The 23,433-nt window shown below is 66.6% G+C and carries 27 protein-coding genes; 6 read left to right on the forward strand and 21 right to left on the reverse strand.

What is annotated here, in order from left to right:
• Window positions 1-3 precede the first annotated feature (3 nt).
• Complete coding sequence (locus ABIA65_RS23795; RefSeq protein ID WP_241399566.1) at window positions 4-198, forward strand: DUF3046 domain-containing protein; 195 nt, start codon at window positions 4-6, stop codon at window positions 196-198.
• A gap of 6 nt (window positions 199-204) precedes the next feature.
• Here the strand turns inward: ABIA65_RS23795 and ABIA65_RS23800 are convergent, their stop codons facing one another.
• The 16 genes from ABIA65_RS23800 to ABIA65_RS23870 form a co-directional block, all read right to left on the reverse strand.
• Complete coding sequence (locus ABIA65_RS23800) at window positions 205-933, reverse strand: DUF6390 family protein (RefSeq protein WP_241399565.1); 729 nt, start codon at window positions 931-933, stop codon at window positions 205-207.
• Window positions 934-938: 5 nt separating this feature from the next.
• Window positions 939-2,018 carry a hydrogenase expression/formation protein HypE gene (hypE, locus tag ABIA65_RS23805; RefSeq protein ID WP_354525084.1) on the reverse strand — a complete coding sequence of 360 codons (1,080 nt, stop codon included), beginning with the start codon at window positions 2,016-2,018 and terminating at the stop codon, window positions 939-941.
• On the reverse strand, window positions 2,011-3,111 hold the full coding sequence (gene hypD, locus ABIA65_RS23810) for a hydrogenase formation protein HypD (RefSeq protein WP_241399563.1): 1,101 nt from the start codon (window positions 3,109-3,111) through the stop codon (window positions 2,011-2,013). The genes hypE and hypD overlap by 8 nt, the downstream gene beginning before the upstream one ends.
• The gene (locus tag ABIA65_RS23815; RefSeq protein WP_241399562.1) at window positions 3,108-3,413 is read right to left on the reverse strand and encodes a HypC/HybG/HupF family hydrogenase formation chaperone; all 306 of its coding nucleotides are present in this window, start codon (window positions 3,411-3,413) and stop codon (window positions 3,108-3,110) included. The genes hypD and ABIA65_RS23815 overlap by 4 nt, the downstream gene beginning before the upstream one ends.
• 14 nt (window positions 3,414-3,427) lie before the next feature.
• Window positions 3,428-5,734, reverse strand: a complete 2,307-nt coding sequence (gene hypF / locus ABIA65_RS23820; RefSeq protein WP_354525085.1) for a carbamoyltransferase HypF — start codon at window positions 5,732-5,734, stop codon at window positions 3,428-3,430.
• Window positions 5,731-5,985, reverse strand: a complete 255-nt coding sequence (locus ABIA65_RS23825) for a HypC/HybG/HupF family hydrogenase formation chaperone (protein WP_241399560.1) — start codon at window positions 5,983-5,985, stop codon at window positions 5,731-5,733. Before ABIA65_RS23825 ends, hypF begins: the two co-directional genes overlap by 4 nt.
• 6 nt (window positions 5,986-5,991) lie before the next feature.
• Window positions 5,992-6,495 carry a hydrogenase maturation protease gene (locus tag ABIA65_RS23830; protein WP_354525086.1) on the reverse strand — a complete coding sequence of 168 codons (504 nt, stop codon included), beginning with the start codon at window positions 6,493-6,495 and terminating at the stop codon, window positions 5,992-5,994.
• A 12-nt stretch (window positions 6,496-6,507) separates the two neighbouring features.
• On the reverse strand, window positions 6,508-6,630 hold the full coding sequence (locus ABIA65_RS33525) for a DUF6893 family small protein (RefSeq protein ID WP_502919607.1): 123 nt from the start codon (window positions 6,628-6,630) through the stop codon (window positions 6,508-6,510).
• The gene (locus tag ABIA65_RS23835) at window positions 6,627-7,958 is read right to left on the reverse strand and encodes a hypothetical protein (RefSeq protein ID WP_354525087.1); all 1,332 of its coding nucleotides are present in this window, start codon (window positions 7,956-7,958) and stop codon (window positions 6,627-6,629) included. Before ABIA65_RS23835 ends, ABIA65_RS33525 begins: the two co-directional genes overlap by 4 nt.
• Window positions 7,955-8,653 (reverse strand): DUF6084 family protein, encoded by a 699-nt coding sequence (locus tag ABIA65_RS23840; protein WP_354525088.1) that lies wholly within the window; start codon window positions 8,651-8,653, stop codon window positions 7,955-7,957. The genes ABIA65_RS23835 and ABIA65_RS23840 overlap by 4 nt, the downstream gene beginning before the upstream one ends.
• A complete protein-coding gene (locus ABIA65_RS23845) occupies window positions 8,650-9,306 on the reverse strand; it encodes a DUF5947 family protein (RefSeq protein ID WP_354525089.1) in 657 nt (218 codons plus the stop codon). Before ABIA65_RS23845 ends, ABIA65_RS23840 begins: the two co-directional genes overlap by 4 nt.
• The gene (locus ABIA65_RS23850) at window positions 9,306-10,277 is read right to left on the reverse strand and encodes a NifU family protein (RefSeq protein WP_354525090.1); all 972 of its coding nucleotides are present in this window, start codon (window positions 10,275-10,277) and stop codon (window positions 9,306-9,308) included. The genes ABIA65_RS23845 and ABIA65_RS23850 overlap by 1 nt, the downstream gene beginning before the upstream one ends.
• A gap of 3 nt (window positions 10,278-10,280) precedes the next feature.
• On the reverse strand, window positions 10,281-12,080 hold the full coding sequence (locus ABIA65_RS23855) for a nickel-dependent hydrogenase large subunit (protein WP_241399554.1): 1,800 nt from the start codon (window positions 12,078-12,080) through the stop codon (window positions 10,281-10,283).
• Window positions 12,081-12,109: 29 nt separating this feature from the next.
• A complete protein-coding gene (locus ABIA65_RS23860) occupies window positions 12,110-13,165 on the reverse strand; it encodes an NADH-quinone oxidoreductase subunit B family protein (protein ID WP_241399553.1) in 1,056 nt (351 codons plus the stop codon).
• A 132-nt stretch (window positions 13,166-13,297) separates the two neighbouring features.
• Complete coding sequence (gene hypB / locus ABIA65_RS23865) at window positions 13,298-14,074, reverse strand: hydrogenase nickel incorporation protein HypB (RefSeq protein ID WP_354525091.1); 777 nt, start codon at window positions 14,072-14,074, stop codon at window positions 13,298-13,300.
• 1 nt (window position 14,075) lies between these two features.
• The gene (locus ABIA65_RS23870) at window positions 14,076-14,405 is read right to left on the reverse strand and encodes a hydrogenase maturation nickel metallochaperone HypA/HybF (RefSeq protein WP_241399551.1); all 330 of its coding nucleotides are present in this window, start codon (window positions 14,403-14,405) and stop codon (window positions 14,076-14,078) included.
• Between the two features lie 235 nt (window positions 14,406-14,640).
• Here ABIA65_RS23870 and recA point away from each other — a divergent pair, with 235 nt between their 5' ends.
• Window positions 14,641-15,693 carry a recombinase RecA gene (gene recA, locus ABIA65_RS23875; RefSeq protein WP_241399550.1) on the forward strand — a complete coding sequence of 351 codons (1,053 nt, stop codon included), beginning with the start codon at window positions 14,641-14,643 and terminating at the stop codon, window positions 15,691-15,693.
• Window positions 15,662-16,255: a recombination regulator RecX gene (recX, locus tag ABIA65_RS23880; protein WP_241405718.1), complete on the forward strand. Its 594-nt coding sequence runs from the start codon at window positions 15,662-15,664 to the stop codon at window positions 16,253-16,255. Before recA ends, recX begins: the two co-directional genes overlap by 32 nt.
• Window positions 16,256-16,267: 12 nt before the next feature.
• On the opposite strand, the gene ABIA65_RS23885 is transcribed toward recX, so the two are convergent.
• Entirely contained in the window at window positions 16,268-17,167 is a 900-nt protein-coding gene (locus ABIA65_RS23885; protein WP_241399549.1) for an RNA polymerase sigma-70 factor, read from the reverse strand.
• 183 nt (window positions 17,168-17,350) lie between these two features.
• Here ABIA65_RS23885 and ABIA65_RS23890 point away from each other — a divergent pair, with 183 nt between their 5' ends.
• The gene (locus ABIA65_RS23890; protein ID WP_354525092.1) at window positions 17,351-17,833 is read left to right on the forward strand and encodes a carboxymuconolactone decarboxylase family protein; all 483 of its coding nucleotides are present in this window, start codon (window positions 17,351-17,353) and stop codon (window positions 17,831-17,833) included.
• Between the two features lie 52 nt (window positions 17,834-17,885).
• Here the strand turns inward: ABIA65_RS23890 and ABIA65_RS23895 are convergent, their stop codons facing one another.
• From ABIA65_RS23895 to ABIA65_RS23910, 4 genes are read right to left on the reverse strand one after another with little or no spacing between them, the layout of a single operon-like run.
• Window positions 17,886-18,764, reverse strand: a complete 879-nt coding sequence (locus ABIA65_RS23895) for an amino acid ABC transporter permease (protein ID WP_241399547.1) — start codon at window positions 18,762-18,764, stop codon at window positions 17,886-17,888.
• Complete coding sequence (locus ABIA65_RS23900) at window positions 18,764-19,444, reverse strand: amino acid ABC transporter permease (RefSeq protein ID WP_354525093.1); 681 nt, start codon at window positions 19,442-19,444, stop codon at window positions 18,764-18,766. The genes ABIA65_RS23895 and ABIA65_RS23900 overlap by 1 nt, the downstream gene beginning before the upstream one ends.
• Before the next feature lie 40 nt (window positions 19,445-19,484).
• A complete protein-coding gene (locus ABIA65_RS23905; protein ID WP_241399545.1) occupies window positions 19,485-20,321 on the reverse strand; it encodes a glutamate ABC transporter substrate-binding protein in 837 nt (278 codons plus the stop codon).
• Window positions 20,322-20,358: 37 nt separating this feature from the next.
• Complete coding sequence (locus ABIA65_RS23910) at window positions 20,359-21,087, reverse strand: amino acid ABC transporter ATP-binding protein (RefSeq protein WP_354525214.1); 729 nt, start codon at window positions 21,085-21,087, stop codon at window positions 20,359-20,361.
• 160 nt (window positions 21,088-21,247) lie between these two features.
• Here ABIA65_RS23910 and miaB point away from each other — a divergent pair, with 160 nt between their 5' ends.
• On the forward strand, window positions 21,248-22,843 hold the full coding sequence (gene miaB / locus ABIA65_RS23915) for a tRNA (N6-isopentenyl adenosine(37)-C2)-methylthiotransferase MiaB (RefSeq protein ID WP_241399544.1): 1,596 nt from the start codon (window positions 21,248-21,250) through the stop codon (window positions 22,841-22,843).
• A complete protein-coding gene (locus tag ABIA65_RS23920) occupies window positions 22,831-23,433 on the forward strand; it encodes an Rv2732c family membrane protein (RefSeq protein WP_241399543.1) in 603 nt (200 codons plus the stop codon). Before miaB ends, ABIA65_RS23920 begins: the two co-directional genes overlap by 13 nt.

A 23,433-nucleotide genomic window follows, 5' to 3' on the forward strand; every position in this document is an offset into this window, starting at 1 on the left:
CGGATGCGGCTGACGGAATTCGCCGAACTGGTCAACGGACGGTTCGGTTCGGTGCGGGGGTCATCGTTGTTGGTCGACCACGTGCTGACCGCTTTGGGCGGTCGCACCGCTGCGCAGGCCATTGAGGACGGCGTCGAGCCGAGAGATGTCTGGCGGGCGCTGTGCGCGGACTTCGACGTCCCGAAGGACCAGTGGTGACCCCACTCATGTCCTCGCCACGTTGACGATGTCGAGGGCCATCTGTGTCGCGGAGGCCAGCGCCGCGGCCTGATCATCGGTTAGCGTGCCGCACACCCAGTCCCAGTGCGCCGACACCGTCGCGCCCCGCGCCGGTCTCGGCGTGAGCGACACGCCGTCCCTGCGCCATCGCACCCGGTCCTCGACGGGGTCACCGAGTGCCAGGGTGCCGTCGACGAGTGTCAGCGGCCGTGCTGCGAGCACAACGTGGTCACCCAGAACTGACTCCACGACGCCCCAGCGGATCCGGCAGTCACCCATGACCTGCACCGGTTTGACGGGGTCGCGGTCCAGGAAGCGGATCCAGGGGTAGACGGCGAGAACGTGAAAGTTGTGGTGGGCCAGGGCCTGCCCGGCCGCCAGGTCGTCGAGTATCCCGGTGACTTGCCCGGTGAAGGCGGCCCGCAACCTGCTCAGCAGAACGTCGGGGTTCACCGCGCCAAGAAGTGGACCGCCGATCCAGTACGTGCGCACCACCTCGGGATCCAGCGGGTCGGTGATAAGCGCCGCGTCGGCGATGGCGTCCAGGTAGGGCCACGCGCCGTCGAACTCCCTGGCGTGAGCGGCCAGTTCGGCGGAACTTCGGCGCAACGGATCGCCGGCGTCAGCTGGACCGCAGTAGCCGAGTTCGTTGGGCGGGAAGGCGTACCGGGCGAACTCCTCGTGGCCCACCCGCAGGCGCGCGGTCGACGTCATGGATGTCAACAGATTCGCGGAAGCTGTTCACCGATGGGCAGATCGACCACTCGGGTGCCGCCCAGGGCGGTCCGTGCGACCACGATGCCGGGGTGCTCCGCGACGCAGGTGCCGATCACCGTCGCCCTGGCGCCCAGCGGGTGCGCGTGCATGGCGGCCAGCACCCGATCGGTGTCCCCGGCCGGGACGAAGGCCAGCAGCTTGCCCTCGTTGGCGACCTGCAGCGGATCGAGTCCCAGCAGGCCGCACGCGTCGCGCACATCGGCGGGGATGGGGAATGACCGTTCGTCCAGCGCGATGCCGAGCCCGGCCGCCCTGGCGAGTTCGTTCAACGTCGCCGCCACGCCACCGCGGGTGGGGTCACGCAACACGTGGACGTCAGCGCCCGTGTCGATCATGGCGGCCACCAGCCCGTTCAGCGGTGCAGTGTCACTGGCGACCGTGGTGGCGAACTCGAGCCCCTCGCGGCAGCTCATCACGGCGACACCGTGCACACCGATGTCACCGCTGACGATCACGGCATCACCGACCGCGGCGCGCTGCGGCCGGATGTCCGCGCGGGGGTCGACCAGGCCGATACCCGCCGTGTTGACGTAGATGCCGTCGCCGTGGCCCGCGTCGACGACCTTGGTGTCACCCGTCACCAGCTTCACCCCGGCCGCGAGTGCGGCGGTGCCCAGAGCCTGTGCGACACGGGCTATGTCGTCCAGCGCCGTGCCCTCCTCCAGGATGAACGCCGTCGACAGGGCGATGGGCTGGGCACCCGCCATCGCCAGGTCGTTGACTGTCCCGTTGACGGCCAGGTCGCCGATCGTGCCGCCGGGGAACACCAGCGGCTTGACGACGAACGAGTCGGTCGAGAACGCCAGCCGCTGCGACCCGAACGTCAGCACCGCCGAGTCGCCCATGCCTGCGTCGGCGGCCGGCCCGAACGCGGGCAGGAACAGATGCTCGATCAGCTCGCCCGACATCGCGCCGCCACCACCGTGACCCATCACGATGTTCGGCGACCCGCGCAACGGTATCGGGCACACCCACTGCTCCATGTCGATGGTGGCGGGCCGGCTCGTCGTCGAGTCAGGCATGACTCACCTCGAGACGCCGGTAAAGGTAGTAGGCCGCGCACGCGCCCTCTGAGGACACCATGGTCGCCCCCAGGGGATTACGCGGTGTGCAGACGGTGCCGAACGCCGCGCACTCATGGGGTTTGATCAGGCCCTGCAGCACCTCTCCCGACCGGCAGACGGTGGACTCGGCGGTGTGGATGTCGGTGACGGCGAACCGGTGCTCGGCGTCGTAGTCGCGGTAGGCGGGCGAGAGTCGCCATCCGCTGGCCGGGATGACGCCGATACCGCGCCAGGCGCGGTCGGTCACCTCGAACACGTCGGCCAGCATGGCCTTGGCCGGGCTGTTGCCCTCCGCGCGAACGGCGCGGGGGTAGGCGTTCTCGAGCTCATGTCTGCCCGACTCGAGTTGCAACACCGTCCGTCGAATGCCCTCGAGGATGTCCAACGGCTCGAACCCGGTGACGACGATCGGCACCGAGTACTTCTCGCACAGTTCCGGATACTCGTCGGTGCCCATCACCGCGCACACGTGGCCAGCCGCGAGGAAGGCCTGCACCCGGCATGTCGGTGACTCCATGATCGCCGAGATCGCGGGCGGCACCAGGACATGTGACACCAGGAGCGAGAAGTTCTCGATGCCAAGCCGTTTGGCCTGATACACGGTCATGGCGTTCGCGGGTGCGGTGGTCTCGAAGCCGATGCCGAAGAACACCACCTGCCTGGTCGGATTGTCCCTGGCGATGGTCAGGGCATCCAGCGGGGAGTACACCACGCGGACGTCACCGCCCTCGCTCTTGATGCGAAACAGGTCCTTGTCACTGCCGGGCACACGCAGCATGTCGCCGAACGAGCAGAAGATCACATCGGGCCGCGCCGCGATCTCCATCGCCTTGTCGATCATCTCCAGCGGCGTCACGCACACCGGACACCCGGGGCCGTGGATCATCTCGATCTCGTCGGGCAGCAGTTGGTCGATGCCGTGCCGAATAATCGAATGCGTCTGTCCGCCACACACTTCCATGATCGACCAGCGGCGGGTGGTGACGGCCTTGATCTGCTCGATGAGCTTGCCCGCCAGGTCGGGATCGCTGAACTCGTCCAGGTACTTCATGATGACCTCGCTTCGTTGGGGTTCTGCACACCGGCCTGTCGTGCGGCCAGTTCGAACCCGTCGCCGAACTCCTCCTTGAGCACCCCGAGATGCTCGAACTCCGCCAGCGTTGCGATGGCTGATTCCTCGTCCAGTCGCTGGATCGCGAAACCGACGTGGACGACCACGTACTCACCGACGGCAGCGTCGGGGATGTACTGCAGGCAGACGTCCTTGCGGAGACCTCCGAAGTCCACCGTGGACATCAGCGTGCCGTCACGGTCGGCGATGCTGACGATCTTTCCCGGGACCGCTAAACACATGGTGTCCTCCGTTCCTATCCCGATGTCCCGACCAGGATCTGACCGAGCGCGATACCGCCGTCGTTTGGCGGGACGTGTCGGTGGGTCAGTACGTCGATTCCGTTGGTGCGCAGTTCGTCGACCGCCATCCGCAGCAGCAGCGCGTTCTGGAAGACCCCACCCGTCAGAGCCACGGTCGGCTTCTCGAACGCGATGGCGAGGTCGACGATCAGACGGGCGACGGCGCGGTGCAGCCGGGCACCGATGAGACCGGGCGGTGCGCCGTCGCGAACGTCGACGACGACGGCCCGGCACAGCGGTGTGGGGTCGATGATGGTGGTCGGCCCCTCGGCGTCGATACCGAAGGCGTAGCCGGTGGCACCGCAGTCGACGCCGCGGGCAAGGCCCTCGAGTTCGATGGCCGCCTGAGCCTCGTACGCGATCACCTGCCGGACACCGGCCAGCGCCGAGACCGCGTCGAAGAGGCGCCCCATGCTGGATGTCGGGGCGCAGGCCAGGCCGGTCTCCAACTGGTGGGCCAGGACGCCCCGCTCGGTCGGCGGACACGCCCGGACCGGGGCGAGGTCGGTGTCCCACGGCAGGCCCGCCGCCCAGAGGTGGGCCAGCGCCATCCGGTAGGGACGCAGGACGCTGGTGTCCCCACCGGCCAGCGGGACGTACTTGAGATGGGCCAGCCTGCGGTACTCCTTGTAGTCGGCGAGCATCACCTCACCGCCCCACACCGCACCGTCGGGGCCATATCCCGTGCCGTCGAACGCGAATCCCAGCAGCTGCCGGGTGCCGTCCAACCCGTGTTCGGCCATCACCGCGGCGATGTGGGCGTGGTGATGCTGAACGGAGCGCACCGGTCGGGCACCGGCGTTGCGGTGCGCCCACGCGGTCGAGCGGTAGCGCGGATGCGCGTCAGCGGCGAGAACAGTGGGCGCCACGCCGGTCAGGGCGCAGAGGTGGCGGGTGGCGGCGTCGAAGGCGGACAGCGTGGCGAGATCGTCCATATCGCCGATGTGCTGGCTGAGCCATGCGTATCTGCCGTCGGCGACGGCCATAGTGTTCTTCAGATCGGCGCCCACGGCGAGTGTCGGAGGCACCGACACAGGCAGCGAGACCGGCATCGGCGCATAGCCGCGAGACCGCCGGATCGGCAACTGTTGGACGTCTCGATGCTCGGCTCCGCCGAGGCGCACGACACGGACGACCGAGTCGTCACATGGCACCAGGATCGGCCTGTCGTGCAGCAGCCAACCGTCGGCGAGCGGGGCAAGGCGGCTCAGCGCGTCATCGTCGATGAAGCAGATCGGCTCGCCGCCAAGGTTTCCCGACGTCATGACCAGCGTGGCCGGCCCCGGTTCGTCATCGGGCAGCCCGAACAGCAGGATGTGCAGCGGGGCGTAGGCGAGCAGGACACCGAGGTCGGGATTGCCGGGGGCGACCGATGCGGCGATCGATGCGCCGGAACGCCGTTCGACGAGCACGATCGGGCGCTGCGGACCGGACAACACGCGTGCCGTCGCGTCGTCCAGCAAGGTGATGGTGTGCGCGGCGGCCAGGTCCGGCACCATCACCGCGAACGGCTTGTCGCCGCGGCGCTTTCGTCGCCGCAGTTCGGCGACCGCGGTCTCGTTGGTGGCGTCGCAGGCCAGGTGGTAGCCGCCGATGCCCTTGACTGCGAGGATTCCGCCGTCGCGCAGCAGGCGCCGGGCGCTGGCGAGTGCCTGCTCCCTGCGCTCGGTGTGGCCGTTGTGGTCGCGGTAGGTCAGCGTTGGTCCGCAGGCGGGGCAGCAGACCGGTTGGGCGTGGAATCGGCGGTCACCCGGGTCGGCGTACTCGCGTGCGCAGTCGGGGCACATCGGGAAGTCGGCCATCGTCGTGGTGGCGCGGTCGTAGGGCACCGAGGCGATGATCGTGAACCGGGGACCGCAGTTGGTGCAGTTGATGAACGCGTGCCGGTGGCGTCGGTCGGCCGGATCGCGTTGTTCGGCAGCGCAGTCCGCGCACATCGCGACGTCGGGGGAGACCAGGGTCCGGCCACCACCGGAACGCGACGTGTCGGCGATCTCGAATCCGGTGCCCCCCATGAGTGGGATGTCATGACACTCGACGGCCCCGATGACGGCCAGCGGCGGGGGGTGCTCGCGCAGATGCCGGGTGAACTCGTCGACGGCACGTCCGTCGCCCTCGGCTTCGATGATCGCACCGGAGCTGTCGTTGCGCACCGAGCCGGACAACCCCAGTGCCGCCGCGGTGGTGTAGACGAACGGCCGGAAGCCGACGCCTTGGACGACGCCGTGCACGCAGATCCGGGTCCGGCGGCGGGTGGTCATGGCGAATCGTCCTCCGTGGGGCCCGAACCCATCAGTTCCAGGCCCGCCATCGCGGCGTCCGCGCCCGCCTCGTCGGTCTTCTCGACGACGAAGCCCATGTGGATGATCACCCAGTCGCCGGGATTGAACGTCTCCTCGGGCAGCATGCCGATGTTGACCTTCCTGGCCTGCCCGACGACGTCGACGAGCACGAGTTGATCGCCATACCCCTCGACCATGGCGATCACCCGACCAGGAATTCCCAGACACATGGCTGTTCAGCCCTCCCTCGCGGTCACCGGTGCGCGCAGTCTCGACAACACGTCCTCGATGGCCGTGACGGCGTCGGTCACGGATGCGGCCACGGGTTCGGACAGCGCCATGCCCTCGCCGATGTCGGCCACCTCACAGCCGACGACGATCGTCCTGGGCGGCGTGCCGCCCAGCGCTCTCAGCGTGCCGATCACCGCCGCCGGATCGATGCTGTGTGCTTCGAGACCAGCTGTGGGTGTCAGGGTTTCGTGATCGGCCTCGAAGACGTGCAGCAGGCCAGGTGCACCGCGATCGGGCAGCGCGTCCACGAGCACCAACGCGTCCCAGTCCTCGAGGAGGTCATAGGCCAGGTGCATGCCCCGAATGCCGTAGTCGACCACCGTGACGGTCGCACCCGGGAAGTCAGGGTTGCACAGCGCCGACGACGCACGCCTGATCACCTCGGAGCCAAATCCGTCGTCTCCGAGGAATATGTTGCCGATGCCGGCGACCAGGATCCGTATCGTCATCCCGGGACCGGACTACATGTTCCGCATCTTCATGTATCGCTGCATGTCGGGGATCGACCGAATTCCGATCAAAACCCCTCCCACTATGGCGGCGGCGATGACACCCGTTGCGACCCAACCAACTACATCCATCATGAACTCCTATCTGGGCTGACCACTCTCGGTTCGAGCGGCTCGACTTCCTCGGGGGCGAAGTACAGGTAGCGGCCGTAGGAATCCGGCATCTCGATCTCCGGATCGTCCTCAACGATCACACCGACGTACCTCTGGCCGTCCACGTCCTCGTGCACCGACGTGACCCGGGCCGATCTCCCGGCGAAGAAGATGTCCTGGGCGTCGGCGCGCCTACTCGGCCGCAGCCGTACCCGACTACCCGCGGCAACCCGTACGCCGTCGATCAGTACGGCGTCGATGTCAGGGCGTACGGCTTTGTCGGCCAGCGGGTCCCACCAGTCCACGCCCTCTGGAATCTCGGGGATGAGTCCGGCCGGCGGGTTGCGCAGGATGCCGTGCAGTTGCTGCATATCCTGCGGCGACATCGAGTCGCAGCGATCGATGAGGGCGGCCGCCAGCGGGTCGGTGGCGCGGGCCTGCGCCTTCTCCTCGGCGGTCATCGTCATCACCCGCAGGGTCAGGATCTCGTCGATCTCGGTCGAGTCGTAGAGTGCGCCCTCGCTCTGTTCAGCGATCTCGGGATGGTCGTAGAGGATTATCGGGGAGATCAACAGCAGGTCTTTATCGCCGGGGCGCCCGGCCAGGACGGGGAAGCATCGGTGCTGAACGCACCGGGACACCGGACCCATCGCGGTCTCGGGTGGTTCGAGCAGTGAGACGAACTCGCCGCCCTCGACGTGCGCGATGATGTGCGTCCCGATAAGGGATGTGGCGACCGCGGTGTCCTTGTCGGTTGCCGCGGGTCCCGTGTTGCGGATCGTCGTCGTCACACGGAGCAGGCCCTCGTCGTGCTCGCCGGTGACACGCAGTTCGGCCCGGATCGCATGCCTCGTGCGGGTGAGGCGGCCGCCGTCGACGAGTTCGGTATCGGTGCCCGCGTTCACCGTGACGGGCAGAGTTTGCGACCGCGTGCAGTCCGCGGCGTCGAGCGGTCCGAAGGTGAGTTCGCACTCCACCGCCTCGTCCCAGGTGACCCAGGACTGCAGGCCGCTGGTCAGTTTGTCGACGGGTTCGAATCGCCCGCCGCCGGCATCACGCTCGGCGCGTCGGTGCTGAAGCTGGAGGAAGCGCACGACGAGGGTCAGCACCCCGTCCCCGTCGATCAGGAACTGCGCGGACAGGGTGTCGTCCTCGCCGAACCCCGCATCGGACGCGCCAGGTGGCCCCACCACGCCGAACTGCCAACGGGACTGGTTCTTGCTGGAGGTGGCCCGATAGGGGTAGAGCAGGTAGCCCTCGTAGAGCACCGCGTCGGCGATGGCGCGGGCCCGGTCCCAGGTGGTGCTCATCGGACCTCCTCGGCCCGCGGTGACGAGGCGCGCTGTGACAAATCCCGGGTCGCTCCGCTCCTGCCCTCCGAGGCCTCGGCCAGCAGGGCGCTCACAGCATCCTCGGAGTCCAGCATTCCGTGCGCTGACCGGTAGGCGGCGAGCGCGGTGACGGTGTCGTGTCCGAGGCGTATCCAGCCGGCGTTCGGATAGTGCAGCCGCATCAGGTCCTGCCACACCGACACCGGCATGTCGTATTTCGCCTCGCACTCCCACGGCACTCGTTGCACCGAGAAGCCGCGCTCACCCGGGGTGAAAACCGTTCCGCTGAACAGGAACAGGAGCGGGATCGTGCCGTCCCGCAGGGCGTGCAGGTACTTGGCGGCCGTCACCTCGAAGTCGTAGGTGCACTCCAGCGGCATCGACGTCTCGGTGGTGCCGGTGAAGCCCTGAACCATCGCCGTGCAGTGTTGCCACAGGAATGTGCGTTGGGTGTCCGCCCACCGCTCCCGCGGCCCGAACAGGTCGGCCAGACCGACGGCCTCGACGTCCGAGTAGCGGCGACGCAATGGCTCGATGCGCACCTGACACTGCAGCGCTATCGCCTGGATCGGTTCGGTCGAACCCGTCGCGATGCCGATGCGCGCCGTCAGCCGCGGCGTCACCGAGAACTGCTCCGCGGCAACGTCCCGCACGACGAACGTCAGATCGATCATGGCGCGGCCACCGTGCTACGAGCCCTGACGCGATCGAAGAAGTCGTCGACGAATGCGCGTACCTCCTGGCCGCCGTCGAATCCCCGCCACAGCATTCGCAGCCTGCCCACGAACTCGTAGCAGGCATCGATCGGCACGAGGTAGCACTCGGCGGCGACGTTGAGCTCGGGGTCCGCGTGTTGTCGGTCGGGGACGCGGACCAGCAGCGCCTCGACGTCGTCGGCAAGCATGGTTAGTGCGCGAGCAGCACCGCCGATGGTGCTCCAGGCGCCGAGATCCAACTCGGATTCGGTGGCGCCGGCCGGACCGGGATAGAACGCCACGGTCTTGTCCATCTCGGAGTTGTGGAAGAAGAACGCCAGCCCGACGGGTATCTGCAGCGCATCCCATGCGCGCTGGTCCAAGGTGAAGTCCGGGAACGTGAGGTATCGATTCGGTACCGCTCGATATCGCAGTTTGGCGTTCGGGTCGACGAACAACAGGTAGCAGCCGCGGCACGTGCACATCAGTTGGCGTGCCGCAACATTCACCACGTGCTGGTGCTCTTCGGCGATCGGCTCGGCGCACATCTCACACCGCTCGCCGACCGGCGGCGCGGGTCGCTTGTTGGCCCGGATCCGCGTCAGTACGTCGTACGCACCTGCCCCGGCCATCACATCACCCCGGATGCCTCGGCGTGTACCGCGACCGACAGCACGCCGTCGCGAGGCAGCAGCGGGATGGGATCGAGATGCGGTGGGAGCCCGGGGCCGCCGTCCAGGCCGGCACCGGCGTGCACGACGTCGAAGTGGGCACCGCAGCGCGGGCAGCGGATCACGGCCTCGCCGATCGGTGCGCCCATCGGGCGATGCAGCGCTGCGCCCGCCATCGACTCGTCACAGCGCCCGCATCGATCGTGGTAGGCGAAGAGATCGTCACCGACGCGGCAGGCCAGGATGGGCACGCCTGCGACCAGGAAACCGCCGACCTCACCGGGGCCGAGGTTCCCGAAGTCGGGTACCGGGTGCCAGGCGGCACCGGTGGCCTCCCTGGTGTGGACACGGCTCATCAGCGTGTCCGCAGAGATCAGACCCGACGATGCTGCCGGATCCGGTTCTGCGGTCACCACTTCGATCGTGGTGACCTCGGGCGCGGCTGCGCGGACGGCATCCTCGACGGCGAACTGCAGGGTGACCGCCGAGGACGGACAGGCCTTGCAGCTGCCCGCGAACTGCAGGCGCACCACAAGGCCGTCAGGGTCCGCGGGATCGTCGGTGACATCGCGCAGGGTGACGTCGCCGCCGTGGGAGCCCAGGTAGGGCCGCACCTTTTCCAGCGCGTCCTCGATCCGGTGTCGCACGCCGTGCGGATGCAGGCCATGCACCAGAAGGAGGCTGGCGACGAGGTCGTCGGAGGCCAACTGGCTCACCAGATCCGGGTCCGAACGGCCCGCGATCAACACGATCCGCTCGAGGGCCGCGCCGTAGAGATCGGTCAATTCGCCGGCCAGCTGCTCGGCGCGTTCACGCGCCACCGTCCCGCCGCCCGAGCTGGCGTCCAGCAGGATCTGGATGCGATCACCTGCTGTCCGCCATCGCGTGTCGTCGTCGGGTGCCTCCGGGCCTTGTCGTCCTGTCGAGGCCATGTATTACTCCCCAGTGACGGACTGGGTCGGAGAGTGCAGTTTCTCCAGCGTCTTGCCCGCACCGAGGTACATGTGCACCCCGCAGGGAAGGCACGGATCGAAGCTGCGAACCGTCCGCATGATATCGATGCCCTTGAAGTTGTCCCGATCGTTCTCCTCGAAGATCGGTTGACCCTGGACGGCGTCCTCATACGGTCCAGGGGTTCCGTAGCTGTCGCGTGGGCTCGCGTTCCACGGGGTGGGGGGATAGGGATGGTAGTTCGCGATCTTGCCGTCCCGGATCACCATGTGGTGACTGAGCACGCCGCGCACGGCCTCGGTGAAACCACATCCGATGGCCCTTTCCGGCACCGTGAACTTCTCCCACGTCTTGGTGCGGCCTGCCCTGATCTCGATCAGCGCCTGCTCGGCGAAGTGCAATGCGCACGCCGCGGCGTAGGCCTGGAAGTAGGTACGTGCCCGGTTTCGCTCGATGGTGTTGCTGCCGTGCTGCGGGATCTTCCACTCGAGCTCGACGGGACCCTTGAGCGCGGTCTTGGGCAGGTTGATCTGCACGCTGTGCCCGGTGGACACGACGTATCCATCGGCGTTGACGAGTCCGGCGAGTGCTGTGCTCCACAACCGCGCCAGCGGACCGCCACCGGTATCGAGCGCCAGATGGTCCTTGCCGTCGAACCAGCGCGGTGACATCACCCAGCTGTACTTGTCGTCGAGATCGCGCTTCTGCGGTTTGGGGTTGGTGTGCTGATTCCACGGATGGCGCCGATCGACCGGGTTGCCCAGCGGATCGGTCGTGACGAACATCTCCTGGTCGGTCCAGTCGTCGTAGTAGCTGCTGCCCAACATAATTCGGAGTCCGAGGTTGATGTCCACCAGGGAGTGGGTGACCAGCTTGCCGTCCACCACCACACCCGGCGTGACGAACATCTTGTTACCCCACATCTCCATGTCCTTGTAGGAGAAGTTGCAGTACTCCGGATCCTGGAAGGAACCCCAGCAACCGAGAAGTGTGCGTCGCAGGCCGACCTTCTCGTAACCGGGTAGCGCCTCGTAGAAGAAGTCGAAGAGATCGTCGTGCATCGGGACGACCTTCTTCATGAACTCGACGTAGCGCATCAGCCGGGTGATGTAGTCGGTCATCAGCTGAATGGTCGCCACGGTGCCCACACCGCCCGGATACAGCGTCGAGGGGTGAACGTGCCTGCCCTCCATCAGGCAGAACATCTCGCGCGTCCACCGGCTGACGACCAGTGCCTCGCGGTAGAACTCGCCGGTGAACGGGTTCAGCGCCCGCATGATGTCGGCGATGGTGCGGTAGCCGTGTGCATCGGAGTGCGGGGCCAGCGTGTTCTCGGCCTTGGCCAGCACCCCCGGGTTGGTCTCGGAGACCATCTTCTCGCAGTAGTCCACGCCGACCAGATTCTCTTGAAAGATGTTGTGGTCGAACATGTACTCGGCGGCCTCGCCCAGGTTGACGATCCACTCGCCCAGGTTGGGCGGCTTGACTCCGTAGGCCATGTTCTGCGTGTAGCACGAGCAGGTGGCGTGGTTGTCACCGCAGATCCCGCAGATCCGACTGGTGATGAAGTGCGCGTCGCGGGGATCCTTGCCCTTCATGAAGATCGAGTAGCCGCGGAAGATGGACGATGTGCTGTGGCACTCCGCCACCTCACGGTTCTCGAAGTCGATCTTGGTGTAGATGCCAAGGCTGCCAACGATGCGGGTGATCGGATCCCAGGACATGTCGACCAGCGTGCTCGGATCCTTCTTGGTGTGCTGGGGTCCCGGAACTGTGGTTGTCATGGGGTTTTGCCTTTCTGTGCGCCGCACGCCTACCAGGTGCGCTTCGCTCCGGTGGTCAGTTCCTTGCCCGGATGGCGCCACCTCGGCTCTTTGTCGAGAGTGCGCCTGGTGATCCTGCGCAGCGGACGGATCACCGATCCGTACATACCCGACGCGGTCGACGAGATCATGCCGCCGGGCGGCTCATCCATGAAGGGCATGAACTTGTCGGGGAAGCCGGGCATGGTGCACCCGATGCAGATTCCGCCGACGTTCGGGCAGCCGCCGACGCCGTTGATCCAACCCCGCTTCGGCACGTTGCACTTGACGACCGGACCCCAGCAGCCAAGCTTCACAATGCATTTCGGCGATCCGTACTCGGTCGCGAAATCGCCTTGTTCGTAGTAGCCAGCCCGGTCGCACCCCTCGTGCACGGTCATGCCGAACAGCCACTGCGGTCGCAGCGCGTCGTCGAGCGGGATCATCGGCGCCTGACCGGTGGCCATGTAGAGCAGGTAGGTCAGTGTCTCGGACAGGTTGTCGCCCTGGATGGGGCAGCCGGGCACGCAGACGATCGGGATGTCGGCCTTGCTCTTCCAGTCCCAGCCGAGGTAGTCCGGCACGCCCATCGCGCCGGTCGGGTTGCCCGCCATCGCGTGGATACCGCCGTACGTCGCGCACGTGCCGACGGCGACGATGGCGGTGGCCTTCGGCGCTAGCCGGTCAAGCCACTCACTGGTGGTGATCGGCTGATTGGTCGCGGGGTCGTTGCCGAACCCGCACCAGTACCCCTCCCTGTGCAGGTTCTCGTTGGGGATGGACCCCTCGACCACCAGTACGAACGGCTCCAACTCGCCGCGATCGGCTTTGAAGAACCATTCGAGGAAGTCGTCCGCACCGCCCGCCGGTCCGCACTCGAAATCGATGAGCGGCCAGTGCACCGCGACTTGAGGCAAGCCGGGTAGCGCTCCGAGCGCGATCTCCTCGATGCTTGGTTGGGTGGCGCCTGTCAATGCCACGGAATCGCCGTCACAGCTCAGGCCGGCGTTGATCCACAGAACGTGGATCAGTGTCTGTTCCGCTTTCTTGGCAGCTTCTGTAGGCATGCTGCAACCCCTCCGGGACCGGGCTGAGGTCCCTGCGGCGTAGGAGTCGCCCTTCGGCTCACTTACGCGTCGCTGCTTCTGGGTTTACTCGCCGCTGTTTGCCTTGTCAACGGATCCTTGTCGGATCAACCATCAGATACGCGTCGTGGCTGAGTGGGCGATCCACTGCAGCCAGGGTTCGATGCCCTGTCCCGTCGTGGCGGATACCGGCATGGTTTGCACATGGGGGTTGACAGACCTCGCGTTGGCCGCGCAGATGTCGAGGTCGAAGTGGACGTAGGGCAGCAGGTCGATCTTGTTGATCACGACCAGCGAGGCCGCCGCGAACATGTGCGGATACTTCAGCGGCTTGTCCGCACCCTCGGTGACTGAGATGACGACCACCATGGCGCGTTCGCCGAGGTCGAAAAGTGCTGGGCATACCAGGTTTCCGACGTTCTCGATGAACAGCAGTGTGCCGGGTTCGGGATCGAGTGCGTCGAGTGCGCGTCCGACCATGTCCGCGTCAAGGTGACATCCCGCGCCGGTGTTGACCTGGACGGCCCGGCATCCGGTGGCCCGGATCCGTTCGGCGTCGAGCAGCGTCTGTTGGTCACCCTCGATGACGGCCACGGGTCGTCGGTTGTCCCACTCGGCGATGGTGCGTTCCAGCAGTGTGGTCTTACCGGCACCCGGCGAACTCGTCAGGTTGAGGGCCAGGATGTCACGTTCGGCGAGCCACTGACGGTTGTGCTCCGCGAGGTGATCGTTCTTTGCCAGAACCCTGTGTTCGAGAGTGATGGTCTGTCGCTCCGCCTGGTGCGAGTGCGAGTGTGGGTGTTCGTGGGTGTGGGAATGGGGGTGCGTGTGGGTCTCGCCGGCGAGCGTGACGGTCGCCGCGTCCTCACCGCAGCCGCAGGTTGCGCACATGTCAGCTCACTTCCATCGAGAGAATTCGCAGATCCCGTCCGGTCAGCACCTCGAGATCGGCGCTGCCGCAGGGGCACAACAGAATCAGATCGGTCAGTTCGAGGTCGCCGCCGCAGCCGCGGCAGTGGGCGGTCCCGGGGCAGATGTCGAGGTCGAGGCGGGCACCGTCGGCGACGGTGCCCTCGACGGCGAGTTCGAAGCAGAACGTCATGGCATCCGGTACGACGGCGCACAGCGCCCCGACCTCCAGCTTCACGCTGTGGACGCGGCGACCGGCGGCGTGCTCGCACACCGCTTCGACAAGACTCTGCGTTAGCGCCATCTCGTGCATGTTCGCCCCAAGCTTCGAGAGCCTGATGTCCCCACGATAGGTCGACTCGCGCCGCAAGGGTTCGGAGCCGCGATATCGACAGTGGGCCATCACCGGCGTGTCCACTTGAATCGAACAGGTGTTCGTCTACTGTGGGGATCGTTCGACCGCGGGACTTGTCGGTGGCCTGATCTAGCGTCACGGCCAACTGATCGACACCGATCAACCGAACACACACAAGGACGGAGACACCACCATGGCGCAAGCCCCCGACCGCGAGAAGGCTCTCGAGCTGGCTCTCGCACAGATTGAGAAGAGTCACGGCAAGGGTTCGGTGATGCGGCTTGGTGAAGAGGTTCGCCAGCCGATCTCGGTTATCCCGACCGGGTCGATCGCCCTCGACGTGGCGCTGGGTATCGGGGGGCTGCCGCGTGGCCGAGTCGTCGAGATCTACGGACCGGAGTCCTCGGGCAAGACCACCGTCGCACTGCACGCGGTCGCCAATGCGCAGGCCGCCGGCGGCATCGCAGCGTTCATCGACGCCGAGCACGCACTGGATCCCGACTACGCCAAGAAGCTCGGCGTGGACACCGATGCGCTGCTGGTCTCACAGCCGGACACCGGTGAGCAGGCGCTTGAGATCGCCGACATGCTGATCCGTTCGGGCGCGCTGGACATCCTGGTCATCGATTCGGTGGCCGCGTTGGTTCCGCGGGCGGAGATCGAGGGCGAGATGGGCGACAGCCACGTCGGTCTGCAGGCGCGGTTGATGAGCCAGGCGCTGCGCAAGATCACCGGTGCCCTGAGCAACTCGAATACCACCGCGATCTTCATCAACCAGCTCCGCGAGAAGATCGGCGTCATGTTCGGCTCGCCCGAAACGACAACGGGTGGAAAGGCATTGAAGTTCTACGCCTCCATTCGCCTTGACGTGCGTCGTATCGAGACGCTCAAGGACGGCACCGACGCGGTGGGCAACCGCACCCGTTGCAAGATCGTCAAGAACAAGATGGCCCCGCCGTTCAAGCAGGCCGAGTTCGACATCCTCTACGGCAAGGGCATCTCCAAGGAGGGCTCGCTCATCGACATGGGTGTCGAGCATGGCTTCGTCCGCAAGTCCGGCTCCTGGTTCACCTACGAGGGTGAGCAGCTGGGACAGGGCAAGGAGAACGCCAGGAACTTCCTGCTCCAGAACCCCGACACCGCCGTCGAGATCGAGAAGAAGATCAAGGAGAAGCTCGGCATCGGAGCCGTGGTCACCGACGATGTCAGTGCTGATGAAGTCCTTCCCGCCCCCGTCGACTTCTGAGTCCAACAGGACTTCTGAGTCGAACAGGACTTCTGAGTCCAACGACCAAGGGGTCGCCCCCGTTTCGGCGGCCTCACGCGAGGAGCAGGCGCGGGCGGTCTGCCTGCGCCTGCTCACCGCGCGGGCACGCACCAGGGCCGAGTTGGCCGGACAGCTCACCAAGCGGGGTTACCCCGACGACGTGAGTGATCGGGTGCTGGGCCGGTTGGCCGTTGTCGGACTCATCGATGACGAGGACTTCGCCGAGCAGTGGGTCCGTTCTCGGCGGATGAACGCGGGAAAGGGCAAGCGCGCCTTGGCTGCCGAATTGCGCACCAAGGGTGTCGATGACGAGGTCATCGCCGCGGCGCTGGCCGATATCGATGCGGGTGCCGAGCGTCAGCGGGCCGAGGAGCTGGTCACCGACAAGTTGCGCCGGGAACGGCTCACCGACGAGGCCGACGACGTGAAGGTGATGCGGCGTCTGGTCGGGATGCTGGCCCGTCGTGGCTACGGTCAGTCGATGGCCTTCGACGTGGTCAAGGTGGCATTGGCGGCCGAGCGGGAGCGTCGGCGCGTCTAACCGGTGTCAGGCTCAACGGCGCAGAGCGGTCTCGCTGTGCAGGTAGGTGAGCTTGTGCGGGTTGCGCACGATGTAGAGCCCCGTGATGAGGCCGTCGTCGATCCGCACGGCCACGATGTCGTCGATCTCTCCGTCGAGCCGGATGAGCAGTGCCGGACCGCCGTTGATCTGCACCGGCTCGAGTGACATCTGGCCGGCGATCCTCGGGATGCCGGCAGTCAGCAGGCGCGCCACCTTGTCGGACCCCACGATGGGACGCAGCACGGCCTGCTTCACACCGCCTCCGTCGCTGAGTAGCACGACATCGGGCGCGAGGATGTCGACCAGGCCCTGCAGATCGCCTGTCTCGATGGCCCGTTGGAACGCCCCGAGTGCATCCCGGGACTCGGCCGCCGACACGATGCCGCGGGGTCGGCGGGACGCGACGTGTGATCGTGCCCGGTGGGCGATCTGACGGACCGCAGCCGGAGTCTTGTCGACGGCGTCGGCGATCTCGTCGTACTCCAGCGCGAACACGTCGCGCAGCAGGAACACCGCTCGCTCGGTCGGGGTCAGCGTCTCGAGCACCAGCAGCATCGCCATCGAGACGCTGTCGGCCAGCTCGACGTCCTCGGCCACGTCGGGTGTGGTCAGCAGCGGCTCGGGCAGCCAGGACCCGACGTAGGACTCCCTGCGACGGCTCAGCGTCCGCAACCTGCCCAGAGCCTGACGGGTGGCGATCTGGACAAGATAGGCGCGCTGATTGCGCACCTGGTCCAGATCGACGTCGACCCACCGCAGCCAGGTCTCCTGCAGGACGTCCTCGGCGTCCGACGCCGAGCCGAGCAGCTCGTAGGCGGCGGTGAAGAGCAGGTTTCGGTGAGTGAGGAACACCTCGGTGGCTGGGTCTGCGGGCGGTGGCGTGTCCGGCATGAGCGACTCCTCACTGTCCACTTCTCGTTAGTGCCGACCACATGACACCAGTCACCGTCATGTTGTGACATCAGGGTCCCCGCCGAGTGATGTGGCGCGCGTCACATTGCACGGGTGTCACGGACATCGGCTCATCGGCGTCTCATGTCCGGCACTGCAAACACGACGAGTGAGGACGACCCCATGGAACCCCGGATCAACCTGTTCACCAACGAGCTCGGCATCAAGTTCGTCAAGCGATTCGCCAACCTCGGGCAGGTGATCGAACAGTCGCCGCTGCCCAAGGCCACCCAGGAGCTGGTGAGTCTGCGCGCCAGCCAGATCAACGGCTGCGGCTGGTGCATCGACATGCACACCAAGGAGGCCGCGGCCGCCGGTGAGTCCGCGACCCGGCTCAACCTGGTCGCCGCCTGGCGCGAGTCCACTGTGTTCACCGAGGCCGAGGCGGCCGCGTTGGCGCTAGCCGAGGAGGGCACCCGGCTGGCCGACACCGGCACCGGCGTGTCCGACGAGACGTGGACCCAGGTGAACAAGCACTACGACGATGACCAGATCGTTGCCCTGGTCGCCCTGGTGGCGATGATCAATGCGGCGAACCGGCTCGCCGTGATCGTGCACCAGAAGGGTGGCTCGTACGAGGCCGGAATGCTGGCGGCGTCGCGCTAGTCGCCCAGGGAAGCCGCGCCCGGCCCAGGGGGTTTCGAGCCGAACCGCACGGCTAAACCGCCTTGGCGCCGGGCGCGCCCTCCTGTTCGACGGCCTCGATCTCGAGTGGGGCAGGCCCACGCCGGGACCGGCGCATCCGGCGTTCCAGCCGTGTCGCCAGTGCCGACAGCGCGAAGTTGAGGCTGATCATCAACAGCGCGATGACGATCAGGGCAGGGACGTAATTGCCGTACGCGGCCCCGACGACCGTGCCCTGTCGGACCATCTCGACGAACGTGATCTGGTAGCCGATGGCGGTGTCCTTGAGGACCACGACCATCTGCGATACCAGCACCGGCAGCATCGATGTGATGGCCTGCGGCAGCATGATCGACCGCATCGTCTGGCCCCAGCGCAGACCAAGGGCCGACGCGGCCTCGGACTGGCCGCGCGGCAGCGCGTTGATACCGGCGCGGACGATCTCGGCGATCACCGCGGCGTTGTACAGCGTCAGACCGGTGATGACGCCGGCCAGTGCGAGGTACTTGGACGGGAAGACGTCATACAGCGCGAACAGGAAGTACGCGAAGATCATCATGATCAGCACCGGCACCGCGCGGAAGAACTCCACGAAAATCGCGCACGCCCAACTCAGTGGTCTGTGCGTGGACAGCCGGCCGACACCGAGCAGAAGCCCAAGGATCAGCGCTAGCACGATCGACACGGCAGCGGCCGTCAGCGTGCCCTGCACACCCGGCAGCACGTAGGTGGTCCACAGGTTCGACGTGAGGAACGGCTCCCACTTGGCGCTGGTGAGTTGGCCCTTGCTCTCCAGTCGCCCGTAGACCACCCAGGCAACCAGCGCCGCGAGCACGACCGTGACCACGGTGATGAGCCGGTTGCGCACCCTGGCGCGCGGGCCGGGCGCATCGAAGAGGACTGATCCGCTCATTACCGCACCACCGCGAGTCGCTTGCCCAGCCAACCGAAGAACAAGCCGAGCGGCAGCGTCAGCACCACGAAGCCCAGCGCGAATATGGTGCCGATCGCCAGCAGCGCAGCGGTGTTCTCAATCATCTCCTTCATGAGCAGCGCGGCCTCGGCCACGCCAATCGCCGAGGCGATGGTGGTGTTCTTCGTCAACGCGATGAGGACCGATCCCAATGGGATGAGCACCGCGCGAAAGGCCTGCGGCAGCAGGATCATTCGCAGGTTCTGGCCGAACGTCAGGCCCAGCGACCTGGCGGCCTCGGCTTGACCCAGCGGCACCGTGTTCACCCCGGACCGCACCGTCTCGCACACGAACGCCGCCGTGTAGACCGTCAAGCCCAGCACCGCGAGCCGGAAGTTGCTGTCCTCGATCGAGGTCATCGACTGCGCGTCCACCAGCGTCAGGCCGAGCGTCTGGGACAGGCCGAACGAGCAGAACAGGATGATGAGGGTCAGCGGAGTGTTCCGCACCACGTTGACGTAGGCGGTGCCGAGCCACTTGAGCACCGGCACCGGTGACAGCCGCATGGCGGCCAGCACGGTACCGAGGATCAACGCACCCACGGCCGAATACACCGTCAACTGAATCGTGGTCCAGAACGCCTCGAAAATCTGGCCGCGATACTCGGAGAAGACCTCCACGTGGACTCCGCTGGCTCCCGTCAGCTCTCGTCGATGACCGTCAGTTCTTGTCGACAGTCGGGGGAGTGGGCACCGGGATTCCGGCGGGCCCGAGGTTCTTCTCGAACGCGGCCTTCCACGCGCCGTCGGCCTCCATCTTCGTGATGGCGTCGTTGATCTTGGTCTGCAGTTCGGTGTCGCCCTTCTTCAGGCCGATGCCGTAGTTCTCCTCGGAGAACGGCTCGCCGACGATCTTGAACGTGCCCGGGCTCTGGGCTGCGTAGCCGGCGAGGATGACCTCATCGGTGGTCACCGCGTCGACGGCACCGTTCTTCAGGGCCTCGACGCACGCCGAGTAGGTGTCGTACTGCTGCAGCTGCACGCCGGGGTACTCGTCCTTGATCCGCTGTGCCGGAGTAGATCCGGACACCGAGCACAGCTTCTTGTTGTTCTGCAGCGAGTCCTTGCCGGTGATGTCGGTGTTGTCCGCACGCACCAGCAGGCTCTGGCCGGTGACCAGGTACGGCCCGGCGAAGGACACCTTCTCCTTACGCGCGTCGGTGATGGAGTAGGTGGCGGCGATGAACTTGACCTGATCGTTCTGGATCAGCGTCTCCCGCTGGCTCGAGGGCGATTCCTTCCACTCGATCTGCTCCGGTGTGTAGCCCAGTTCCTTGGCCACGTAGGTGGCGACATCGACGTCGAACCCGGTCACGGTGCCATCGGGGTTCTTCAGGCCCAGACCGGGCTGGTCGAACTTGGTGCCGATGACGATCTTGCCCTCGTCGGATCCGCCTCCGCCGCCACACGCGGTGAGCGACAGGGGGAGGGCGATGGCGATCGCGACGGCGGCGGCGACCCGGAATCGCAGAGTTCGGGTGGAGGTCTTGAGTGGCACAGTCAGTTCCTTTCGGCGGGCAATGGGGTGCAGGGCGTCAGTGGTTGAGAATCTTGCCGAGGAAGTCCTTGGCGCGATCGGATTTGGGGTTGGAGAAGAACTCCTCGGGCTTGGCGTCCTCGACAATCGCGCCGTCGGCCATGAAGACGACACGGTGTGACGCCCGCCGCGCGAAGCCCATCTCGTGGGTGACCACGAGCATCGTCATGCCCTCCTCGGCCAGTGACGTCATCACCGAGAGGACCTCATTGATCATCTCTGGGTCGAGCGCGCTGGTGGGCTCGTCGAACAGCATGACCTTGGGATTCATCGCCAGGGACCGGGCGATGGCCACGCGCTGCTGCTGGCCGCCCGAGAGCTGCGCCGGGTACTTGTCCTTCTGGTTGGCGATACCGACGCGATCGAGCAACTCCATCGCCTTGGCCCGCGCCTGCTCCTTGGAGGCCTTGCGGACCTTCATCGGGGCGAGCGTGACGTTCTCGAGAATCGTCTTGTGCGCGAACAGATTGAACGACTGGAACACCATGCCGACGTCGCTGCGTAGGTCGGCGAGTTTGCGACCCTCCGACGGCAGCTGTTGACCGTCGATCGAGATGGTGCCGGAGTCGATTGGTTCCAGCCGATTGATCGTCCGGCACAACGTCGACTTGCCCGAACCGGACGGCCCGAGCACCACCACGACCTGGCCGCGATCGACCTCGAAGTCAATATCCTTGAGCACGTGCAGGTCGCCGAAATGCTTGTTGACCCCCCGCATTGAGATCATCGGGTGGCTGATCGAAGCCGGTTCCCTCACTGCGGACGCCGACCCGTCGCTCTCCATGCGGACAGACCTTACCCAGGGAACGCCCTGCTCGCCGGGCTCTCGGAATTCCGGCGAGTTTGACCGAATTGGGCCTCCGGACCGGCCGCCGTACCATTGGGCCGTGACTTCGACGGTGACCGACGGCGCCCCGATGGGCGTCGGAGGGCGCCCAGCGGGAGTCATCGACCCAGCATCCGAGCGCACGACAGAAGTCGTCGGCTCCTCGCACGAGCGCTCGTCGGCCCGTACCTATCAGGTCCGTACCTACGGCTGCCAGATGAACGTGCACGACTCCGAGCGGCTCTCCGGCCTGCTGGACGCCGCCGGCTACGAGCGTGCGGCCGACGGTTCCGATGCCGACATCGTGGTGTTCAACACCTGCGCGGTGCGGGAGAACGCCGACAACAAGCTGTACGGAAACCTCAGCCACCTGGCACCGCGGCGGGCGTCCGATCCCGATATGCAGATCGCCGTCGGCGGCTGCCTGGCGCAGAAGGACCGCGAGGCGGTGCTGTCCAAGGCGCCGTGGGTGGACGTGGTCTTCGGCACCCACAACATCGGGTCGCTGCCAGCCCTGCTCGAACGCGCCCGGCACAACCGGGTCGCGCAGGTCGAGATCGCCGACGCGCTAGTGGAGTTTCCGTCCGCTCTGCCCGCCACTCGCGAATCCGCATACGCCGCATGGGTTTCCATTTCGGTCGGCTGCAACAACACCTGCACGTTCTGCATCGTTCCGGCACTGCGCGGCAAGGAGGTCGACCGCCATCCCGCCGACGTCCTCGCCGAGGTGCAGGCGCTGGCCGACCAGGGCGTCCTCGAGGTCACGCTGTTGGGTCAGAACGTCAATGCCTACGGCATTTCGTTCGCCGATCCGGATGTCGAGCGCGATCGGGGCGCATTCGCGAAGTTGTTGCGTGAGTGTGGGCGCATCGAGGGGCTGGAACGGGTTCGCTTCACCTCGCCGCACCCCGCGGAATTCACCGACGACGTGATCGAGGCCATGGCCGTCACCCCCAATGTCTGTCCGACCCTGCACATGCCGCTGCAATCCGGGTCGGACCGCATTCTGCGGGCCATGCGCCGGTCCTACCGTGCCGAGCGCTACCTGGGCATCATCGACAGGGTTCGCGCGGCCATACCGCACGCCGCCATCACCACCGACATCATCGTGGGCTTCCCCGGCGAGACCGAGGAGGACTTCGCCGCGACGCTCGACGTGGTGGCCCGCGCGCGCTTCGCAACGGCATTCACGTTCCAGTACTCGAAGCGTCCCGGCACGCCGGCCGCCGAGTTGGCCGACCAACTCCCCAAGGCGGTTGTGCAGGAGCGGTATGAACGTCTGATCGAGCTGCAGGAGCGAATCTCCCTGGAGGAGAATGCCGCACAGGTCGGGACGGTCGTCGAACTCCTGGTCGCCACCGGTGAGGGACGCAAGGACTCGAGCACGGCAAGGATGTCAGGTCGGGCGCGGGACGGCCGTCTGGTGCACTTCGCGCCCGGTGGCCGCGACGTCCGCCCGGGCGATGTGATCGTCACGACGGTGACCGGCGCCGCGCCCCACCACCTGATCGCCGACGCAGATGTAATCGACCATCGGCGCACCAGGGCCGGAGACGCACACGAGGAGGGTCGCAAGGTGACCACCAATGTCGGGCTCGGCATGCCAAGTATCGGCATGCCGCGCCCGCAGCCCGCGGTATCGGGATGCTCCAAGTGACCGGCAACGGGGAGTTCGACGACTTCAAGGGCGATATCGAGGACGCGGAACGTCGCGTCGCACGTGAGATCGACCCGGGGGCAAGGGCTCTGGTCGTGGCGGGCCTGGTGTTCGTGATCCTGCTGTCGTTCGTGCTGCCGCACACCGGCGGCGCCAAGGGGCTCGACGCCCTGCTGGGCACCGACGCCGCCGGAGAGGCGGCCGTGGCGTTGCCATCGCGCGTGTTCCTCTGGCTGATCCTGGTGTTCAGCGTCGGCTTCTCGATCCTGGCGCTGCTGACCCGCAGATGGGCGCTGGCCTGGATCGCGCTGGCCGGCTCAGCGGTGGCGTGCCCGATCGGCATGCTCGCGGTGTGGTCGCGCCAGACCGTCGCGGCGCCTCTTCCCGGCCCCGGGTTGGGGCTCGTCGTGGCCTGGATCGCCGTGATCCTGTTGACGTTCCACTGGATCCGCGTGGTCTGGTCGCGAACCGCCCTGCAGTTGGCCGCCGAGGAGGCGCGCCGCCAGCAGATGGCGGAGAACCAGCGCAAGGGTCTGTTGGATGGGCCGGGCGACCACCCGGCCGCAGGTCCCAACCGTCCCGACGCCTAG

This window comes from Mycolicibacterium sp. 624, assembly GCF_040548615.1.
Lineage (GTDB): Bacteria > Actinomycetota > Actinomycetes > Mycobacteriales > Mycobacteriaceae > Mycobacterium.

Bases quoted from the DNA above. Each gene is read 5' to 3' on its own strand.
- ABIA65_RS23920 (WP_241399543.1), top strand. From the start codon at position 22,831: ATGCTCCAAGTGACCGGCAACGGGGAGTTCGACGACTTCAAGGGCGAT.
- ABIA65_RS23830 (WP_354525086.1), bottom strand. From the start codon at position 6,495: ATGACGATACGGATCCTGGTCGCCGGCATCGGCAACATATTCCTCGGA.
- ABIA65_RS23890 (WP_354525092.1), top strand. From the start codon at position 17,351: ATGGAACCCCGGATCAACCTGTTCACCAACGAGCTCGGCATCAAGTTC.
- ABIA65_RS23840 (WP_354525088.1), bottom strand. From the start codon at position 8,653: ATGATCGATCTGACGTTCGTCGTGCGGGACGTTGCCGCGGAGCAGTTC.
- ABIA65_RS23860 (WP_241399553.1), bottom strand. From the start codon at position 13,165: ATGCCTACAGAAGCTGCCAAGAAAGCGGAACAGACACTGATCCACGTT.
- ABIA65_RS23795 (WP_241399566.1), top strand. From the start codon at position 4: ATGCGGCTGACGGAATTCGCCGAACTGGTCAACGGACGGTTCGGTTCG.
- recX (WP_241405718.1), top strand. From the start codon at position 15,662: ATGAAGTCCTTCCCGCCCCCGTCGACTTCTGAGTCCAACAGGACTTCT.
- ABIA65_RS23895 (WP_241399547.1), bottom strand. From the start codon at position 18,764: ATGAGCGGATCAGTCCTCTTCGATGCGCCCGGCCCGCGCGCCAGGGTG.
- hypD (WP_241399563.1), bottom strand. From the start codon at position 3,111: ATGAAGTACCTGGACGAGTTCAGCGATCCCGACCTGGCGGGCAAGCTC.
- ABIA65_RS23850 (WP_354525090.1), bottom strand. From the start codon at position 10,277: ATGGCCTCGACAGGACGACAAGGCCCGGAGGCACCCGACGACGACACG.
- ABIA65_RS23855 (WP_241399554.1), bottom strand. From the start codon at position 12,080: ATGACAACCACAGTTCCGGGACCCCAGCACACCAAGAAGGATCCGAGC.
- ABIA65_RS23885 (WP_241399549.1), bottom strand. From the start codon at position 17,167: ATGCCGGACACGCCACCGCCCGCAGACCCAGCCACCGAGGTGTTCCTC.
- hypE (WP_354525084.1), bottom strand. From the start codon at position 2,018: ATGCCTGACTCGACGACGAGCCGGCCCGCCACCATCGACATGGAGCAG.
- hypB (WP_354525091.1), bottom strand. From the start codon at position 14,074: ATGTGCGCAACCTGCGGCTGCGGTGAGGACGCGGCGACCGTCACGCTC.
- ABIA65_RS23845 (WP_354525089.1), bottom strand. From the start codon at position 9,306: ATGGCCGGGGCAGGTGCGTACGACGTACTGACGCGGATCCGGGCCAAC.
- ABIA65_RS23800 (WP_241399565.1), bottom strand. From the start codon at position 933: ATGACGTCGACCGCGCGCCTGCGGGTGGGCCACGAGGAGTTCGCCCGG.
- ABIA65_RS23815 (WP_241399562.1), bottom strand. From the start codon at position 3,413: ATGTGTTTAGCGGTCCCGGGAAAGATCGTCAGCATCGCCGACCGTGAC.
- ABIA65_RS33525 (WP_502919607.1), bottom strand. From the start codon at position 6,630: ATGATGGATGTAGTTGGTTGGGTCGCAACGGGTGTCATCGCCGCCGCC.
- ABIA65_RS23825 (WP_241399560.1), bottom strand. From the start codon at position 5,985: ATGTGTCTGGGAATTCCTGGTCGGGTGATCGCCATGGTCGAGGGGTAT.
- ABIA65_RS23870 (WP_241399551.1), bottom strand. From the start codon at position 14,405: ATGCACGAGATGGCGCTAACGCAGAGTCTTGTCGAAGCGGTGTGCGAG.
- ABIA65_RS23835 (WP_354525087.1), bottom strand. From the start codon at position 7,958: ATGAGCACCACCTGGGACCGGGCCCGCGCCATCGCCGACGCGGTGCTC.
- recA (WP_241399550.1), top strand. From the start codon at position 14,641: ATGGCGCAAGCCCCCGACCGCGAGAAGGCTCTCGAGCTGGCTCTCGCA.
- ABIA65_RS23910 (WP_354525214.1), bottom strand. From the start codon at position 21,087: ATGATCTCAATGCGGGGGGTCAACAAGCATTTCGGCGACCTGCACGTG.
- hypF (WP_354525085.1), bottom strand. From the start codon at position 5,734: ATGACCACCCGCCGCCGGACCCGGATCTGCGTGCACGGCGTCGTCCAA.